Raw genomic sequence first — 17,109 nt, forward strand, 5'->3', positions numbered from 1 at the left:
GCCCTGCGGGCGAGACTTCTGTCCGGACGTGCCGGATCACGGCGGAGCCCCGGGCCGTCGACGTCGCGGTGGGAGCCGCTTCACGAACGGACCCGCCCGTCGTCGGCCTCATCGCGGGCTTTGGTGCGAAGCAGGTGGAACATGTCCTTAAGGTCCCGCACACCGCCGATCAGGAACCACACCGTGACCGTCACACCCAGCCCCAGCGCCAGCCAGACCAGTATTTTCCAGAAGCCCAGCCACGAGGCGTCGGTTGTCTCGCGGATGCCGCAATGGTAGATCGCACCGGCGATGAAGATACCGCCCCAGACCAGCACCCAGATGACCGAGGCCCCGTAGATCGCCTTGTCGCCGCGGGTGAACTCTTTGTTGACGCCCAGCCATTTCCAGATGCCGCTGAGCGCGGCGTCGCCCTGGACAACATCTTCCGCAACGGCGTATTGCCCGCGGTGCAGCATCTTGTCGAGGTCGAAGGGCTTTCCCGGCAGGAGCAGAGACAGAATCCAATATACCGCGATCGCCGTCAGGGAGATGTATAAGCACATCCACTGGCCATCCAGATACTTGCGGTCGCCCTTGCCGATGGTATTGACGAACCACTCGATCGCCGGAGACTGATACAGCACGGATTGCAGGCGGAACACCATTCCGCCGGCGCCGGCATCGGCGATCGCGAGGCGGTTCGCGACGAGCCAGATGCCGCCAAGGACCACGCCGGTGATCATGGCCCCCCATGCCCCGGCCGTGGTGCCCCGGCGCGTGTAAAGACCGGAGATGATGGAACACCCGGCGCCGCCCAGGTAGATCGCCCCGGTGGCGGCAAAAAACATCAGGACATAGTCGCCCAGGTCGCGGAACACCAGGCTGAACCAGAAAGCGAAGGCGGCCACTCCCAGGATAGCCAGCCTCAGGCAGCGAATGTGCTGCTGGGGAGTGAGCGGCCTTTTGCGGAGTGGCAGGACGACATCCTGAATGAAAATGCTGCCCCATGAGTGCAGGTAGGCCTGATCGGTGGCCACCGCCGCCGCCAGCAGGACCGCGGCCATTGCCCCCATCAGCCCGATCGGGAGCAACCGGGCGAGAACCAGGGGAACGGTCAGCTCCGATTTCACCCGATCCGTGTGAATTCCGCTCAAAACCTGTTTCGCATTTCCCACGCTGTCGGCGAACTGCGGGCTGTTCAAGGCCGCCAACACGCAGATGGCGAAGATCGGGATGAGCATCTGCTGGGCAATGAAGCGCCACTGTCCGAGTATGCCGGACATTCGGGCTTCGTGGGGAGTGCGAGCAGCCGCGTTGAAGCCCTGGGTTCCCTGCCAGGCCTTCCAGTGGTACACCCACCGAAAGTACTGCACCAGGAAGAACCCCATGCTGAAGCCTTTGATCTTGCTGGTATCAAACGGATTGAGCAGGGAAGCCTGGGGCTGTGACCCGGCCAACAGAGATGTGCCGATCGTGTCCCAGCCGATGAGGTAGTAAAGCACCAGAGCCGCGACCAGGAAAACCACGAGGCAACAGATGCCCTGGACGAAGTCGGTCAACATGATGGCGATCTGCCCGCCGGCGAAGGTGAAAAACAACGCCAGACCCAGTAGCACCATCATCACCAGCGGGAACGTCCCGATCGACAGACCCCACAGACTCACGTACTCGGGCAGGCCGCAAAAGTAGATGATCAGCCGGGCATTGATGCTCGGGAACACACCGTAATTGACCAGCCCGGCAGCGAAGGCCACGAAGCCGGTGAACACGCGAAACCGGCGGCTGTAGCGCATTTCCAGGAACTGGGCCATAGTCAGGGCTCGGGTCTGGCGGTAGCGGTACAGGACCCACCCGGACATAGCCAGGATAAACACCAGCGGCCACTCGGCCACCTTCCACCACAGCCCGGTGAACCCGCTGTTGGTATAGAGCTGCCACAGGGCCACGATCGTGACCGCGCCAAGCTCCGCCCCGCCGGAGGAGATACAGATCAGGTATCGTCCGCCGCAGCGGTTGGCCGCGAGGAAGTCGCTGACCCCGCGCATGTAGCGCCTGGTGAACTGGGCGGTGAGAATGAGAAAGGCAACCAGAGACAGAACGATCGCCCAGTCGACCCAGTGCAGGTTCATAAGGGCACCTCAGGCGACGTGCCGAGTTGCGTCAAGCCGAAACACATTCGCGCACCGGCGAGCAGCCGCCGGTGGCACCCCGTGCCGGTGCTCCTTTTTCAGGTCACCAGGCCATCCAGCCGCCGTCGACCACGATGTTCGCGCCGGTGACGTAGCTGCTCGCGTCGCTGGCCAGAAAGACCAGAGCGCCCTTGAGTTCGTGGGGTTTGCCCATGCGTTTCATCGGGCTCTTGCTGCTGAGGCGCTCGACCATCTTGGGGCTGACGTTCGGGGCCGGGAACGGGCCGGGGCTCAAGACATTGACTCGGATGCCGTCGCCCACCCAATAGACCGCCATATGCCGGCTCATGGACAGAATTCCGCCCTTGAGGCAGTGATACGCGACCGGGCTGCACATCGGCACGTCGCTATAGGCATCCGGGTATGACCCGACGATGCCGTACATCGAGCCGATGTTGATGATGCTGCCTTTGCCTTTCCGGTCGACAACGTGTTGTCGCATCGCCCGGCTCAGGAGGAACACACCGGTAGCGTTCTGGAGTTGGCGGGTAAACTGCTCGCCGCTGACCGTTCGCCAATCCGAGGTGACCCGTTCGTAGCCGGAATTGACCAGGATGTCGACCTTGCCTGCCTGCTTCACCGCGTCGGCCATGCAGTTGTCGATGGACTTGGCGTCCATGTAGTCGAGCTCGGTAACATAGTGTCTGGCGTTGCCGACGACCGGCAGCGACTTGGCCACTTCCTGGGCTTTTTCTCTGGCCGCGGGGATGTCGGCGCAGACCACGCCGGCGCCGGCCTCGGCCAGGGCCCGGCACATCGACTGAACGAGCCAGCCACAGGCTCCGGTGATCAATGCGACCTTGCCGCTGAGATTGAACATTTCCTGGATCGTCGGTTCTTGTGGGGTATCGCTCATTGCATCGGCTCCTTCGTGTCTCGAGGACCCGAATGAGGAGAAAACCAAGAGGCGCAGTCAGTGATCCGTTGTCAGTCGGGAGTCAGAGGCACATCGTGACTCTTGAATCGAACACCGGTAACCCGTCACTGACGACTTGCCTTCCTCATTCGGACTCCCTCACTCATCATTTTGTTCAGCTTGGCACCGCAACCAGAGGTTGCCAGTTCGGCTTGTCCGCCGCCTGAAGGACGGTCAGATTCACGCGCAGCGTCTGCAGGCCTTCCTCCAGCGTACAGGCAAAGTTTCCCTTGCCTTCTATGGCGTCCATAAAAATGTTCGCCTGGTTGACGAAAATGTCGTCCCGCTCGGTGGAGAACTGGAACTCGGTTTTCCAGCCGGCGTCCGGTTCGGCCATGGACATCCAGCGGGCGTTGTTCAGATCCCATCTGGCGGTGCCTTTCTTGCAGACGACGGTGACCGTGTTTTCGTTGGGTGCCTGGTGCTGGTTCAGGCTGTAGCAGCCCATGACCTTGTCGCCGTTCTGGCGGGTGATCACGTGAACCGTGTCCTCAACGCTCACACCTTCGAGCACCTGGTGCCCGCAGTCGGCCATCAGTCTGCCGACCGGGCCCGCGAGGAACTCTCCGGCGTTGATTGCGTGGGTGAGCACGTCCTGGATGGCTCCGCCGCCGGTCTTGCGACTGGTGTAGTAGATTTGCCGGTACGCCGGGCGGTACTTGGGAAAATGCTGCCCCCACGTGCCGATGACCTGCACGGGTTCGCCGAATCGCCCGGAATCAATGGCCTCCTTCATCGACCGCAGGGCAGGATGCGAGCGGTAGGTGTAAGCCACCGCCGCTTTGACGCCCTTCTCCCTGGTCAGCTCCATCAGTTCCGAAATCCCGTACAACGAGAGACTGAGCGGCTTTTCGATGAAGACGTGCTTGCGTGCCTTCACCAACCTGGTCGCCATCGGAACGTGCAGGTGCGAGGGCGTGCAGATCAGGCCGATGTCAAACTTGTCGTCGTTGAGGGCCTCATCGAGTCCGGCATAGGTCTGGTTGATCCCGTATCGTTCGGCCACGGTCCTGCGAAGCTGCTCGTTGCTCTCGCAGATGGACAACTCGGCCCGGCCGGTACGCTGAAACGTTCGGGTATGGCGTTCGCCGATCGACCCTACCCCGATAATCAGAATCCGATGCTTCGCCATGAACAACGTTCTCCATCGCCGCCTGCCACCGGCCGCAGGGGCCGAATTCCGGGCGTGACCGGCATTGTGCCGGTGCTCCTCAGTTCTCCGTTTGCGACTTCTCAACTCCCTGCATTGCGGTCTGCATCGTCGATCTCAACCTTCAATGTAACTCCTGCCGGCGGCCAGGCGATTGTCGAAAGTAAAACCGAGCGGCGAGAACTGCCGTTGGATGTTCTCGACGCCGGCTTTGAAGATGACGATGTCCGCGCTGTGGCAGAAAAACAGGGCCCCCAGGTCCATCAACCTGCGGCAATGCTCGGTGTCGAACGCGGGCGTTCCCCACCACTTGCCAGCCTTTTCGGCCGCTTTGGCAATCTTCTTGTAAGCGTTCCAGACCTTGGGGTGATCCCACTGCCCGGGGATGCCGCTGAGGGTAGTGAAGTCGGCGGGGCCCAGGAAGAGAATATCCACGCCGGGCACCGCGGCAATCTCGTCGGCCCGGTCGACTGCCGCCTGCTCTTCGAGCTGGATGATGATGAAGGTCTCCTCATTGGCGGCCTTCATGTAGTCAGCCATGGGCACCGAGCAATACGGCATGTCGCCGTTGCCGCCGTCGAACCCTCTCTTGCCGATAGGATAGAACTTGGTCCACTTGACCAGCTCAGCGGCTTCGGCTGCGTCGTCGCATCGCGGGTACATCAGGCCATGTGCTCCGGCTTCCAGCAGCCGGGCAAAACGCATGTATTCGCCCTTGGCCGCCCGGGCGACCACGTCGCACTTGGCGACCCGGGTCGCGCGGATCAGCCCGTTGGCCGTCTCCACGCTGTAGTTGTGATGCTCGAGATCCATCCAGATGCCGTCCATGCCCAGCAGAGCGACCAGTTCGAAAACGGATTGGTCGGTGAAATGGCATTGGAGACACAAGGCGGGCTGTTTCCGGAGCAGTTTTGACTTGACTGTGCTTCGTCTCATGATTCCTCGGTCCATCTCAGGGGATAAGGCAAGTTCCCCAGTTCTGGCACTACACAGAGATCCGATAAAACCGGCTTCGCAGGGCCGTGCGGCGCGTTTGTGCATCAACGACCCGAGGACAATCCTGCATCACACTGACTGCCGTAAGTCACGCGGGGACAAAAACGAACAGCAAATCTGTGCAATCCCGTTGTTGACGAAACCGGGGGGTTTCTGTAAACTCTAATGGCAGCGAACACTAACATAGGGAGTCGTACGATGTCAATAGCCCCCCCGCAAAATGGTTCACTTCGTGACCAGGCTTACTATCGTCTGCGCCGTCTGCTGATACTGCAACAGGTGCGTGAGGGAGAGCGGTTGCGAGAGTCACACTGGGCGGCGAAGTTGTCCGTGAACCGCACGGCCCTGCGAGAGGCATTTGCCCGATTGGAAGCCGAAGGTTTCGTGACCAAGGGGCCGAAGACGGGTTACTTCGTCCCGGCCCTGACGAACGAAGACATTCGCGAGATTCTTGATGTCCGCCTGATCCTGGAAGGCGGAGCCATTGAACGGATCATCGCCGCGAAGAACAACACCCCGACGCATCTGAGGGCCATGCGCGTCGCCTGCGAGCAGCTCGAGCGTCTGGTCAGGGAGGAATACATGCTGGGAGTGGCCGAGGCAGATCGCCGGTATCACGAAGCGCTGATCGAGGCGGCGGGTAACAAGCGGCTCGTGACGCTTTACCAACGGGCTCCTCTGCCGATTATCCACCCGGAAGTGATCAGCGGTCACTTGTGGGAGGTTCGCGTTCAGAAGACGCTGAACGAGCATCGTGCGATACTTGACGCCATCCTAAAGGGCAGCGCTGAAGAGGCGAAGGCGATGCTGGGCACGCACCTGACCGAGAGAGCCATCGTTCCTCTTCACGCGGGATGACCCGCGATCGAAGTCCGATTGTCCAACCGATCCTGTCGCATCTGTCCGGAGGCCGACGTGCCACAAACCGCCCCGCCTTGCCGAAAGACGCCGCTTATCGGATGCGTGATGATCATTGGGGGGTTGGTCGTCGCCGACGCAGCCTGGGGGCAAACCGCGGCACCGGCGTCCTCGTCCGCTGCCGTGCCATACGGACTGACGACCCTGGACTGGGGCATCATCGCCGCATACGGCGCGGGCATGTTGGGCATCGGGGTTTACTATGCCCGCCGAACGCGCAACCGGGAGGACTATCTGCTCGGCGGGCGCAGGATGCGATCGTCGTCGGTCGGCTTGTCGCTTTTCGCGACGCTGTTCAGCACCATCACCTATCTTGCGCTGCCGGGCGAGATGATCAGCAAGGGACCGGTCATTTTGTGGTCGATGATGGCCATCCCGATCGCTTACGTTCTTGTCGGTTACTTCATTATCCCGCGATTCATGGAGCAGCGGGTCACCAGCGCTTACGAGATTCTCGAGACGCGCCTGGGTGTGGGGCTGCGTCTTCTTGCGGCGATCGTGTTCCTGGTCACCCGCACTCTCTGGATGGCCCTCATTATCTACGTGACCGCCGAGAAGATCATCGTCACGATGATGGACCTGCCTCCGGACACGGCGGCGTGGGTGACGCCGGTTGTCGCGGCCGCCGTGGGCCTGCTGACCGTGGCGTATACCAGCATGGGCGGCCTGCGGGCGGTCGTTTTGACCGACGTCATACAATCCATCATTTTGCTCGGCGGCGCCTGTCTGACGATTATTCTGATCACCGTCAAGATGGGAGGCGTCACGGCCTGGTGGCCAAGTGCCTGGTCACCCAACTGGGATCACCAGCCGTTCTTCAGCTTCGATCCAACCGTGAGGGTGACCGTGATCGGTTCAATCCTGTTCATGACCATCTGGTGGATCGGAACGGCCGGTTCAGACCAGATGGCCATTCAGCGCTACCTCGCCACGCGCGACACGAAGACGGCCCGGCGGGTCTTTCTGGTGACCGGACTCGCCAACATTCTGATCACCACGTTGCTGGCCTGCGTAGGTTTTGCCTTGCTGGCCTTCTTTACCGCCCACCCGGACTATCTTTCCGCGGGGGCGCTGGAGACGAAGGCGGACATCGTTTTTCCGCTCTACATTATCCATCATGTGCCGCCAGGCCTGACCGGTCTGATCCTGGCCGCTCTGCTGGCCGCGGCGATGTCCAGCCTGTCTTCGGGCGTCAATTCGGCCTGTTCTGTCATCAGCGTCGACTTCATCGATCGGTTCCGCAAGGTTCCCGCCGCCGATTCCGACGCCGTGCAGGTGAAACGGATTCGGATCATTTCGTTCGTGAGCGGATTTGTGGCCGTGGTCATCAGCCTTCTGATGGGCCAGATCAAGGGCATGAATATCATGGAGATCACGGTGCGCACGAACCACGTCTTCGTCGCGCCGCTGTTCATGCTCTTTGTCCTGGCGTTGTTCGTGCGGTTCGCCACACCGATCGGGGCGGCCTGCGGCACGCTGGCGGGATGCGCTGTGGCGGCAGTGTTTGCCTGCACCAACAAGGTCAGTTTCCAATGGATGAGCCTGGCGGCACTGCTGGTCGACCTGCTGGTAGCCGTTCCTGTCAGTTACTGGACCTACAAGGAAAAGCCTCCTGCATCGGGCGTTTCGGCCGTCTCGCGGGACGGCGTGCGGCAATGAACGGGCAAATGGCAGGCTCTTGTCGAGGAAACCATGGGTGTCTTATGAATCGATTGATTGTCGGGCTCGTCTGCCTGGTGACGCCCTGTTGCGTGGTCGGGCGCACCCCGAACGTAATCGTTTTTCTCGCCGACGACATGGGTATCGGCGACGTCGGCTGTTACGGTTGCGGTGACATTCAGACGCCCCAATTAGACTCTCTGGCCCGCGCGGGCGTCCGGTTGACCAACTTCTACGTGGCCTCGCCGATCTGTGCCCCGTCGCGGGCGGCGCTGATCACCGGCCGATATCCCAACCGGATCGGCATGTCCACCGAGAAGAACATCGAGTCGGGAATGGATCAACCAGGAATTCCCTCCTCGGAGATAACGCTTGCCGAACTCGTTCGCCCCCAGGGCTATGCGACGGCGGCTTTGGGCAAATGGCACCTCGGCTCCACGCATGACACCCAGCCCAATGCCCAGGGCTTCGACCTGTTTTTCGGCCATCACGGCAGTTGTATCGACGCGTTCTCGCACATGTACTACGCGAGCCTGCCGTATTACCACGACCTGTACCGCAATCGGCAGGAAGTGTTCGAGGACGGCATGCACATGACCGACCTGATCACGCGCGAGGCCGTGCGGTTCATCGAGGAAAACAAGAGCCGCCCGTTTTTGATCTACGCGGCCTATAATGCTCCGCACTATCCCATGGTCGCTCACGGACGCTTTCACCGGCAATATGCACATCTGCCGCGAGCCCGGCGCGACTACGCGGCGATGGTCGCAGGTCTCGACGAGTCGATCGGCATCATCATGGGGAAGATCAACGAACTGGGGCTGACCGAGGACACGTTCGTTTTCTTCACCAGCGACAACGGGGCGGCGGATCCCTCTCCCCGCGGCGAAGGGGGCGGCAGTAATGCCCCGTATCGTGAATACAAGCGGAGTCTCTTCGATGGCGGCATCCACATGCCGGCGATCATCAGTTGGCCCAAGCGGGTTCGCGGCGGGCAGGTCCGCGACCAGCTGGCCGTTGCGATGGATCTGTTCGCCACCGTCGCGGAGATCACCGGCTCGCGGTTGCCGCCTGACCACGTGATCGATGGTCGCAGTTGGATGCCGTTTCTGCTTGACCCTTCCAAGCCAGGCCACGACGTCCTGTACTTCGAGTGGGACGGGCAGCAGGCTGTTCGGCAGGGCAAATGGAAAGTGGTCCGCAACGGCCTGATGAACATGGCCCAAGGGCGAACGACCCGCGCCACGGGGGATGATGTCGTCTTCCTGGTCGACCTGTCAGCCGATCCGGGAGAAAAAGTCAACGTATGTCAGGAGCATCCTGATGTGGCTCAGCAACTCCTGCGCCTCCATGCACAATGGCAATCCATGAAGGCGAAGTGAGTATGCGGCTCAGATGAACAGAGTGGACCTGGCGACCATCGCCGGCGGCCTGGATCCCTCCAAGAACGCCTTCAACGGGACCGACGCCAACCCGCTGATTCTTGAGATGTATTTCTGGGCACAGACGGGCGGCAAGGAGGACAACACGGCGTTTTTCGCCCAGTTGTATGCCGAGGACAGCAGGGTTCCGGTGAGTCAGACGGTTCCGGACCCTGAGAATCCCGGCCAGTACATTGACGTGCCGCTGAGGCTGGTCCACGCCTCGCCATGTAACGGCTCTTCGGACATCCAGAACATCACGCCAAGCGTTCCCCGCAAGGCGATGGCCTTCGGATTTTTCGGCGGGGAGAACGGGCTCCAACCCAAGCTTGACTGCGATCTAACCAACTGGATGGTTTACCAGAATGTCATCTACGACGGCGATCACTGGTCCTTGCTCAAGGAGAATTTCCCGACGCCGGGTGGTCAGATCAATTCATCGGAGAAGTGGACATGGTTGAAGATGACCATCAAGTCCACCACTTTCGATCTCGACGTTCGAAGCTCGCAGTATCCGGCAACCCAGACGCGTCGCGGCATTCTTCGCGCTTATACGGGCGGCTTCCAGAGTCTGGCGCTCGGAACCACCGACTATCCGGGTCCCAACTGGACCGGGAGCGATTATCCATGCTATGCCGACAATATCACGCTTACCGGCGGCGTGCTTGACCTGGTCGTGCCGAAAGGTGCCTGTTGTCTGCCGCCGCCCAGCCTCGGTTGTCAGTCGAACGCCACCGAGAGCGATTGCACGGCCCTGGGAGGCATCTGGCAGGGTGCCGGCTCTTCGTGCGACGATCCGAACATCAACTGCTGCCCGGATCCGTTCGCCGACGCCGATTGGGATCATGACGTGGATCAAGCCGATTTCGCGACCTTCCAAGCCTGCTTCACTGGCCCGGGCGGCGGAGTGCCCGAGCGCTGCTCGTGCTTCAACCACGTGCTCACGGGCGTCGTTCAGGGTATTGATTCGGACGATTGGATGGCCTTTGAGGCCTGCGCCAGCGGTCCTGGCATGCCGGCGGATCCAGCTTGCGATTGAGGCTGCAGCCGGTTTTCGTTCGATTCCTCATACAACGTCGCCCGGCGTGTGGCGAAGCCGATGGCCCAGACAGGAGGGCCGAACATGAAACGATCGTGTGCTATAGCGGTCGTGCCGGCGGTGCTGATGTCCTGTAGCAGTGCCATGGCCGGCAGGTGTATTGGTGTCGAACCCCGCCGCATCATCATGTGCGATGACTTCGACAGCTACTGCAACGGCGGCGACCCTTGGCCGGGCTATCCGCCCAGCGACCCGCCTCCGGCCGCCTGTGTGGACGGGAGCAGCGTCAATTCGGTCGGCTTCCTGACCAATTGGGCGGAAATGACCATGCTCTGCGGGTTCGACATGAAGATCGGGAGCGACCAGAAGTACAGCATGCCGTTCGGCATGAAGTACCCCGCCGGCATCGAGGACTATGTCGACGTTGAGGAGGAACAGCGGGTCTATGACCTGCTGAGGCAAGGGGCCATCGAGATGGCCGCCGTTCGCCGCGGTGAGCCCGCAGCGGACGCCGTCAACGGCACGGCAGATGCCCCGCTTGTGCTTTACTTCGTGCTCTGGCTCGGGCACGAGGGCAACAGGTTCGGCCAATACAAGGATCTTTACGTCGAGCTGGCTCTTGGCGGTGATCGAGCTCCCACCGACCATGTGATGAGCGAAGACTGCTCCCAGATGTCCTGTGGCGGGCCGTCCAAAGGCTTTCCCGTTGTTTGCCAGGTAGCCAACCCGCTTGAACCTCGGCCGGCCGACTGTCCGCCCATATCCACGGCCACTCACGCCGCCATAGCGTTTGGCCTCCTTTCGAAGCTGGACATGAATCCGTGTCACCCTGAACTGTGTGGCACCGGCGCCCATCACCCGCAGAACAACCACCCGGCATTCTTTGACGGGAATCGCTGGTGGGTCGTCAAGGGCGGTTATGGCGGTGCCAACGGGGATTTCAGCCTTACTAAGGCCTATCACCGCTTCAGCATGACCGTTACTGATACGCAGGTGGAACTCAGAATGTGGGCTCCGGGAGCAACGATCAGCCCGTACAGGGCCACCTACCCCCGCCAGTACACTGGCCCTTTCGACAGGGTTCGCATTGGCGTCGGACGAGGATGTGTGCTTGATGACATGACAGGCACATGCGCCGCGCCCATCAGCTACGACTGCATCAACGGTTCCCACAGCGGCAATCCATGGGTGGACGACGTGGTTCTGTATGACGGAGTGCTGACTCGGTCGCAAGGGTCGCAGGGAGGATGCTGCGTGCCGCTGGACGGGTGCAGACTCATGACGGCCGGCGACTGCGCGGCCGCGGGCGGAACCTACAGAGGAGACGGCACGAACTGCGATGACGCGAGAGCCTGCTGCCCGACGCCGTTTGCGGACATCGATGAGGACGGCGACGTGGATCAGACCGATTTCTCATTCTTTCAGGCCTGTTACACCGGTCCCGGGGCCTTTGCTCTCGACGGTATCTGCAAGTGCTTTGACGTCACCGACAGCGCGGGTAGCGGCTTGGACAGCGCCGTGGACGGCAACGACCTGGCCAGGTTTGAACGATGCGGCAGCGGTCCTGGGGTCCCGCTTGTTCCGGCCTGCAATTAGCCGCAGGAGCGCGCAGGTAAGCCGGCAGAAAGTGATATCTGTCGCATCATCGCGGCGGATAGGGTCAGAAAGCCATCTCCTGTGTTTCTGAATCTGGCGGTTGCGATCATTGATACCTCATGTCAGGCAGCCGCTTGCATCGATAGGCCACACATCGACAATTCGACCCTGCTCGAAGACGTGGAGTTGCCGGTAGAGATTGCAGGTGGTACAGGCGTGGCTGGGTACGAGTTCGACCTTCTGGCCGACCCGCCAATCGGGGCCGTTGCGGACGATGCAGTGCTCCTCGGCAAGCGATGACTGGCAGTCGCCGTCGAGCCACTCTTTGGGCGATGGGGAGCCGAATTCGTGTCCCAGGCCCTTGAGACCGACGTCCAGAACGTTCGTATCCGATCGGGGACGGCTGATCACCGTGGACAACACCGAGAGGGCCACCTCGAACTCCGGCGTCAGTTTGCGGTACATGTTATCCATGGTGACGTAGGTGCCGGCCTGGATCTCGTCGATACCTTCGATGCGTCCGGTGATGGCGTAGGTCGAGGTGGAGCCGCCGCTGATGATGCCCGGCGGAAGTCCCGCGTCCACGAGCATTTGCCGCGTGTGCAAAGCCGGCTCGAAAGCCTGTTGCGTCCTGGTCTGCCGTTCCTGAGGATCAGCAACGGCCACCAGATGCCCCTCGTAGGCCTGCAGGCCGTCAAGACGGATACCTTTCAAGGTCGCCAGCTCGGCGGCCATACGGACGGCCGGCTCCCCTGGCGGCAAGCCGCAGCGCCCCATGCCGATGTCGATCTCGATCAGCACTCCGACGGTCAGGCCAGAAGCTTCGGCCACCCGGGCCAGGAGACGCGTTTGCTCCAGATCATCCACGGCGACGCGAAGCCTGGGCACCCTGCGGGCAAGGGCGATAAGACGATCGATCTTGGCCGGGCCGACGATCTGGTTCGCGATCAGGATGTCATCAACGCCGGCCGTGGCCAGCACCTCGGCCTCCGCCAACTTGGCGCAGGTAACTCCCACCGCTGAACCGGCCTTGAGCTGACGTCGGGCCAGCTCGCTGCACTTATGGTTCTTGAAGTGTGGTCGGAGTTGAGCGGGACGGCCGCGAAAGAAGTCGGCCATTTTCCGCAGGTTCCGCTGCGCCGCAGGCCAATCCAGCAGCAGCGCAGGAGTGTCAAGGTCTTCGATCGGTCTGCCGATCAATCCGGCCATGCGGGTATCTCCGTGGCAAGAGAATAGAGGACAACCTTGCTGTTGGTGTATTCGTGGACGGCTTCCTCGTGGCCCAAGTCTGACCCGATTCCGCTCTGTTTGTATCCGGACATCGGCGAACCGGAGCGGAACGCCCCGCCGCCGTTGATGGCGACCTTGCCGACGCGCAACCGCCGTGCGACTCGCAGGGCCCGACCGCCGTCCTGAGTCCACAGGCAGGCCATCAAGCCGAAATCGCTGTCGTTAGCGATACGGACCGCCTCATCCTCATCGCCGAAAGTCATCACGGCCAGAACCGGTCCAAAAACCTCCTCCCGTGCGATGGTCATGTCGGGGGTCACGCGGTCGAACAGTGTCGGCCGGTAATAGCAGCCCTTGGCCAAGGCGGGGTCGTCCGGCCGGCAGCCGCCCATAAGCAGCAAGGCTTTTTCGCTCTTGGCCTTCTCGACGTACTGCTCAATGGTCTTCAGATGGATTGGCGTAGCGATGCAGCCAAGGTGATTTCGCTCATCGGTCGGGTCTCCCTGGCGGAACGCCTTGGCTCTGGTCAACAGGCGATCCACGAACTCGTCGTGGATGCTCTTGTGAACCAGCAACCGCGACGCGGCCACGCAGACCTGGCCGAGGTGACAGTAGATGCCCATGAGGGCGGCGCTGGCCGCGTCTTCGAGTCGGGCGTCAGGGAAGACGATGTTTGGCGTTTTGCCGCCGAGCTCGAGGGCAACCCCTTTGATGCCGTCGGCTGCGAGCTTCATAATCTGCCGACCGGTGGCTAGACGGCCGGTGAAGCTGATTTTGTCTACACCGGGATGGCCGACGAGGGCCGAGCCGGTTTCCGCACCCGTCCCGTTGATCACGTTCAGCACGCCCGGCGGCAGGCCGATTTCCTCGGCGATTTCGGCAAGCATAAGAGCCGTCAGCGGAGCTACTTCCGACGGCTTGAGCACCACGCAGTTGCCGCAGGCCAGGGCGGGAGCGAGCTTGATCGCCGCGTTGGTCAACGGGTAGTTCCAGGGAACGATCGAAGCCACGACTCCGATCGGCTCGCGGGACAGAAAAGTGAAGCTCTCGGGGAGGGTGCCGAAGCACTTGCCTGCCACCTTGTCGACCAAGCCGGCATAGCTCTCGAACAACTGGACGGACACCGGCGTGTCCCAGCCGCGCGTATCGCGGATTGGCTTACCGATGTTGAGGGTGTCGGTCATCGAGAACTCTTCCGCCCGGCGTCGGAGCACCTCGGCGATCTTCCACAGGTAGCGGGCTCGGTCCAGGGGATCCATCCAGGGCCAAGGCCCTTCGTCAAATGCTTTGCGTGCCGCGGCTACCGCCCGATCAACATCCGCGGCGTCGGCCACCGCCACTTCCGTCAACTTCTCGCTTGTGGCAGGATTGAAGACCGGCATGGTCTTGCCGCCCGTGCCTGAGACCCATCTCCCGCCAATGTACATCTGTGTTGGCCAACATTTGTTCATGACGCGCTCCCGCAGGCAGAAGGAAAAGACCGCAGTACCGCCGAGACTCCCTCGGCGGGAGTATTGTAACCACAATGCGTCCAGTAGTCCGTCAAGTTTGTCTGATGCCACACGACAAGCCGAGCGCGGAGGCGGAAGCCGGTTCAGCGCGAAGGCCGGCTGGAGGCCGGCCTCGTCGCGGACAACCGGGAGCCCGGAGGCAGGGGTTCGGGATACCCTTCGAGCCTGATGCCGTTGATTGGGCGAGGAATGCGCAGCAGATCGATCCAATCAAGAACCATCTTGTAGTTCGGATCCTCTGTGCCCTGCGGATAAAGCGGCTTGATCTGGCCCGGGTGACTTCGTCGCGTGGCTCCGGTAGGCAAACCGTACTGGAGAATGAGGCTGTCAGCGGGTTGGTCACGATCGATCAGACGGTCTCGTCCCAGCGCGACCCGATCCAGAATGAGAAACTGTGTGTAAAGGCTCTGTTCGGGGTAGAGAGAATGACCGCGCCAGCCAAACGGTTTGGCCGGCGTGCTGCCTCCGTGGCAGTCGCGGGTCGCGCAACCGCGCTCGATGAGAGCGGCAACCGGCTTGAACCTGCGGAACACCAGAGGATCGTTAAGAATCGTGATCCTCGGCTGGAAAGCCAGATCGCCGTATTGCCGCATAACCTGTACCTGCTGCGTCGGCTTCAAGGCGATGAACCGCTGTCGATTGGCTTTGCCGGCGAATTCGGGAACGTCGGCCATCGCGTCCAGAAAAGCGGTGAGGGCGCCCCGGTCAAAGCGGACCGAGATCGATTCCCGCAGGGCCGGGGGCACGTCATCCGGCTGGAAATCGAGCAACTCGAGGAACCGCAGGCGCTGAACATCCTGCTTGGTAATCAGGCCGAGCGTGATCTCGCCCGGGGGCCGGCCGTCGAGGCCAGCATCGACCGGTTGCTGACCCAGTCGGTGCAGGGCGGCCGTATTCAACAATCGGGCATCGACGTTTCTCGGGTCCAATCTCAGGATGTACTGAGTGCGTTCGAGAACCAACTCATACTGCCCCCGCTCGTTGCACCACTGGGCCAGGGCATAGTGCCCGGCAATATCCCGCGGCCCCAGCTCGCTCAGTCGTTGACGATACTCCTCGATCACGGCGCTATCGGCCTTCGGCTCGCCGGCGACCTGAGCAGCGGGCGCCACGGCGGCAAAGAAAACCGGCAGAACCGCCACCAGAACCCATGAGGAAAGCCATACGGTCCGTCGATCGCTCAGACACCGATGACGCATCAACAAGGCCCTCCAACAGATCTCGTCTTCAACTGCTTTTCAAGGCCCGGTCAGACGATCTGGATTGTACCGGAATGCACGGCTGCGGGGCAAAGGGGCGTCGGCTGGTTGGGTCCATCCGGTCGCAAGCGCGACATCGCGGGATCGCAACCCTTTTACTTGACCGTTTCTTGTCGGCAAACGTACTATACGCTGACGAGAAAGCGGTGACCGATGGGATGGTACGACGAAAGGAGCGTCGCGTTGCCGGAGTCGCTGGACATCCTGATTGGAAAGGAAGTGGTGCTGGATACCGAGGGACCGATGGTCTTCATCGGCCGTCTGGCTTCGTACAACGCCGATGGTTTCTGGCTCGAGCAGGCCGACGTCCACAATTGCAGGGACGGGCACGCCCAGCGCGAACAGTACATCGCCGAGTCGGCAAGAGATGGGATACGCGTGAACCGGGAGAGGGTTTTTGTCTTCCGACGCGCCGTGGTCGGCGTTTCGGCCCTCGCCGATGTCACGACGGATTGATGAACAACCGGTGGGATTCTGCAACATGCGCGTATTTGTGACGGGCGGCGCCGGCTACGTCGGCAGCCATTGCGTGAAGGATCTGTGCGAACACGGCTATGAGGTAGTGGTGTACGACGATCTTTCTCGCGGACATCGTGGGGCGGTGCATCCCAAGGCCCGGTTGATCGCCGGCAGCCTGGGCGACGCGGCCATGCTCGAGTCGGCGCTGGCGTCGCAAGCGTTTGACGCGGTGATGCACTTCGCGGCTTATGCGGTCGTCGGGGAATCGGTCGATCAGCCGCTCATGTACTATCGCAACAACGCGGCCAACACGCTCTTGCTGCTGGAGCTGATGGCCCGAATCGGCATTCGCAGACTGGTCTTCAGCTCCACTTGCGCCACCTACGGCACACCCCAAAGGGTGCCTATTCCCGAGAGCGCGGCCCAGTCACCCATCAGTCCCTATGGCCGATCGAAACTGGCGGTTGAATGGATGCTGGACGACTCGGCTGCCGCTTGGGGCCTGGGTTCCTGCGCCTTGCGGTACTTCAACGCGTGCGGTGCGGCGGAGGACGGATCGATCGGTGAAGATCATCAGCCGGAGACGCACCTGATCCCGATCGTTCTGCAAACCGCCCTCGGTCAAAGGCCTCACGTGAGCGTTTTCGGCTCTGACTACCCGACGGCGGATGGAACGTGCATACGCGACTATATCCATGTGGAAGACCTGGCGGAAGCCCATCGCTTGGCGATCGAGGCAATCAGGCCGGGCGAGTACACAGCCTACAACGTCGGCACCGGGCGG

At 61.6% G+C, this 17,109-nt stretch carries 14 protein-coding genes; 7 read left to right on the forward strand and 7 right to left on the reverse strand.

The window, feature by feature from the left end:
• Positions 1–80 precede the first annotated feature (80 nt).
• From PLL20_17835 to PLL20_17850, 4 genes are all read right to left on the reverse strand, one after another.
• Entirely contained in the window at positions 81–2,111 is a 2,031-nt protein-coding gene (locus PLL20_17835; GenBank protein HPD31857.1) for a sodium:solute symporter, read from the reverse strand.
• Between the two features lie 103 nt (positions 2,112–2,214).
• Complete coding sequence (locus PLL20_17840; protein HPD31858.1) at positions 2,215–3,027, reverse strand: SDR family oxidoreductase; 813 nt, start codon at positions 3,025–3,027, stop codon at positions 2,215–2,217.
• A gap of 175 nt (positions 3,028–3,202) precedes the next feature.
• Positions 3,203–4,219, reverse strand: coding sequence for a Gfo/Idh/MocA family oxidoreductase (locus tag PLL20_17845; GenBank protein ID HPD31859.1), 1,017 nt, complete (start codon positions 4,217–4,219; stop codon positions 3,203–3,205).
• 135 nt (positions 4,220–4,354) lie between these two features.
• Positions 4,355–5,173 carry an aldolase/citrate lyase family protein gene (locus tag PLL20_17850; GenBank protein HPD31860.1) on the reverse strand — a complete coding sequence of 273 codons (819 nt, stop codon included), beginning with the start codon at positions 5,171–5,173 and terminating at the stop codon, positions 4,355–4,357.
• Positions 5,174–5,431: 258 nt separating this feature from the next.
• On the opposite strand from PLL20_17850, the gene PLL20_17855 reads away from it, so the two are divergent.
• The 5 genes from PLL20_17855 to PLL20_17875 all read left to right on the forward strand — a co-directional run bounded on the left by PLL20_17855 (position 5,432) and on the right by PLL20_17875 (position 11,866).
• Positions 5,432–6,091: a GntR family transcriptional regulator gene (locus PLL20_17855; protein HPD31861.1), complete on the forward strand. Its 660-nt coding sequence runs from the start codon at positions 5,432–5,434 to the stop codon at positions 6,089–6,091.
• 57 nt (positions 6,092–6,148) lie between these two features.
• The gene (locus PLL20_17860; protein ID HPD31862.1) at positions 6,149–7,810 is read left to right on the forward strand and encodes a sodium/solute symporter; all 1,662 of its coding nucleotides are present in this window, start codon (positions 6,149–6,151) and stop codon (positions 7,808–7,810) included.
• A 44-nt stretch (positions 7,811–7,854) separates the two neighbouring features.
• Positions 7,855–9,192 carry a sulfatase-like hydrolase/transferase gene (locus tag PLL20_17865; protein HPD31863.1) on the forward strand — a complete coding sequence of 446 codons (1,338 nt, stop codon included), beginning with the start codon at positions 7,855–7,857 and terminating at the stop codon, positions 9,190–9,192.
• A 13-nt stretch (positions 9,193–9,205) separates the two neighbouring features.
• A complete protein-coding gene (locus PLL20_17870; protein HPD31864.1) occupies positions 9,206–10,270 on the forward strand; it encodes a hypothetical protein in 1,065 nt (354 codons plus the stop codon).
• A gap of 84 nt (positions 10,271–10,354) precedes the next feature.
• On the forward strand, positions 10,355–11,866 hold the full coding sequence (locus PLL20_17875) for a hypothetical protein (GenBank protein HPD31865.1): 1,512 nt from the start codon (positions 10,355–10,357) through the stop codon (positions 11,864–11,866).
• Between the two features lie 117 nt (positions 11,867–11,983).
• On the opposite strand, the gene PLL20_17880 is transcribed toward PLL20_17875, so the two are convergent.
• The 3 genes from PLL20_17880 to PLL20_17890 form a co-directional block, all read right to left on the reverse strand.
• Positions 11,984–13,075 (reverse strand): DSD1 family PLP-dependent enzyme, encoded by a 1,092-nt coding sequence (locus PLL20_17880; GenBank protein HPD31866.1) that lies wholly within the window; start codon positions 13,073–13,075, stop codon positions 11,984–11,986.
• Positions 13,063–14,547 (reverse strand): aldehyde dehydrogenase family protein, encoded by a 1,485-nt coding sequence (locus tag PLL20_17885; GenBank protein ID HPD31867.1) that lies wholly within the window; start codon positions 14,545–14,547, stop codon positions 13,063–13,065. Before PLL20_17885 ends, PLL20_17880 begins: the two co-directional genes overlap by 13 nt.
• Positions 14,548–14,690: 143 nt before the next feature.
• Positions 14,691–15,806 (reverse strand): hypothetical protein, encoded by a 1,116-nt coding sequence (locus tag PLL20_17890; GenBank protein ID HPD31868.1) that lies wholly within the window; start codon positions 15,804–15,806, stop codon positions 14,691–14,693.
• 213 nt (positions 15,807–16,019) lie between these two features.
• On the opposite strand from PLL20_17890, the gene PLL20_17895 reads away from it, so the two are divergent.
• Positions 16,020–16,322 carry a hypothetical protein gene (locus PLL20_17895; GenBank protein HPD31869.1) on the forward strand — a complete coding sequence of 101 codons (303 nt, stop codon included), beginning with the start codon at positions 16,020–16,022 and terminating at the stop codon, positions 16,320–16,322.
• A 25-nt stretch (positions 16,323–16,347) separates the two neighbouring features.
• A partial coding sequence (gene galE / locus PLL20_17900; protein HPD31870.1) for a UDP-glucose 4-epimerase GalE occupies positions 16,348–17,109 on the forward strand: 762 nt, incomplete at its 3' end.

The organism is Phycisphaerae bacterium, assembly GCA_035384605.1.
Lineage (GTDB): Bacteria > Planctomycetota > Phycisphaerae > UBA1845 > PWPN01 > JAUCQB01.

Excerpts from the sequence above, each read along its gene's own strand:
- PLL20_17835 (HPD31857.1), bottom strand. The coding sequence starts at position 2,111 with ATGAACCTGCACTGGGTCGACTGGGCGATCGTTCTGTCTCTGGTTGCC.
- PLL20_17840 (HPD31858.1), bottom strand. The coding sequence starts at position 3,027 with ATGAGCGATACCCCACAAGAACCGACGATCCAGGAAATGTTCAATCTC.
- PLL20_17845 (HPD31859.1), bottom strand. The coding sequence starts at position 4,219 with ATGGCGAAGCATCGGATTCTGATTATCGGGGTAGGGTCGATCGGCGAA.
- PLL20_17850 (HPD31860.1), bottom strand. The coding sequence starts at position 5,173 with ATGAGACGAAGCACAGTCAAGTCAAAACTGCTCCGGAAACAGCCCGCC.
- PLL20_17855 (HPD31861.1), top strand. The coding sequence starts at position 5,432 with ATGTCAATAGCCCCCCCGCAAAATGGTTCACTTCGTGACCAGGCTTAC.
- PLL20_17865 (HPD31863.1), top strand. The coding sequence starts at position 7,855 with ATGAATCGATTGATTGTCGGGCTCGTCTGCCTGGTGACGCCCTGTTGC.
- PLL20_17870 (HPD31864.1), top strand. The coding sequence starts at position 9,206 with ATGAACAGAGTGGACCTGGCGACCATCGCCGGCGGCCTGGATCCCTCC.
- PLL20_17875 (HPD31865.1), top strand. The coding sequence starts at position 10,355 with ATGAAACGATCGTGTGCTATAGCGGTCGTGCCGGCGGTGCTGATGTCC.
- PLL20_17880 (HPD31866.1), bottom strand. The coding sequence starts at position 13,075 with ATGGCCGGATTGATCGGCAGACCGATCGAAGACCTTGACACTCCTGCG.
- PLL20_17885 (HPD31867.1), bottom strand. The coding sequence starts at position 14,547 with ATGAACAAATGTTGGCCAACACAGATGTACATTGGCGGGAGATGGGTC.
- PLL20_17890 (HPD31868.1), bottom strand. The coding sequence starts at position 15,806 with ATGCGTCATCGGTGTCTGAGCGATCGACGGACCGTATGGCTTTCCTCA.
- PLL20_17895 (HPD31869.1), top strand. The coding sequence starts at position 16,020 with ATGGGATGGTACGACGAAAGGAGCGTCGCGTTGCCGGAGTCGCTGGAC.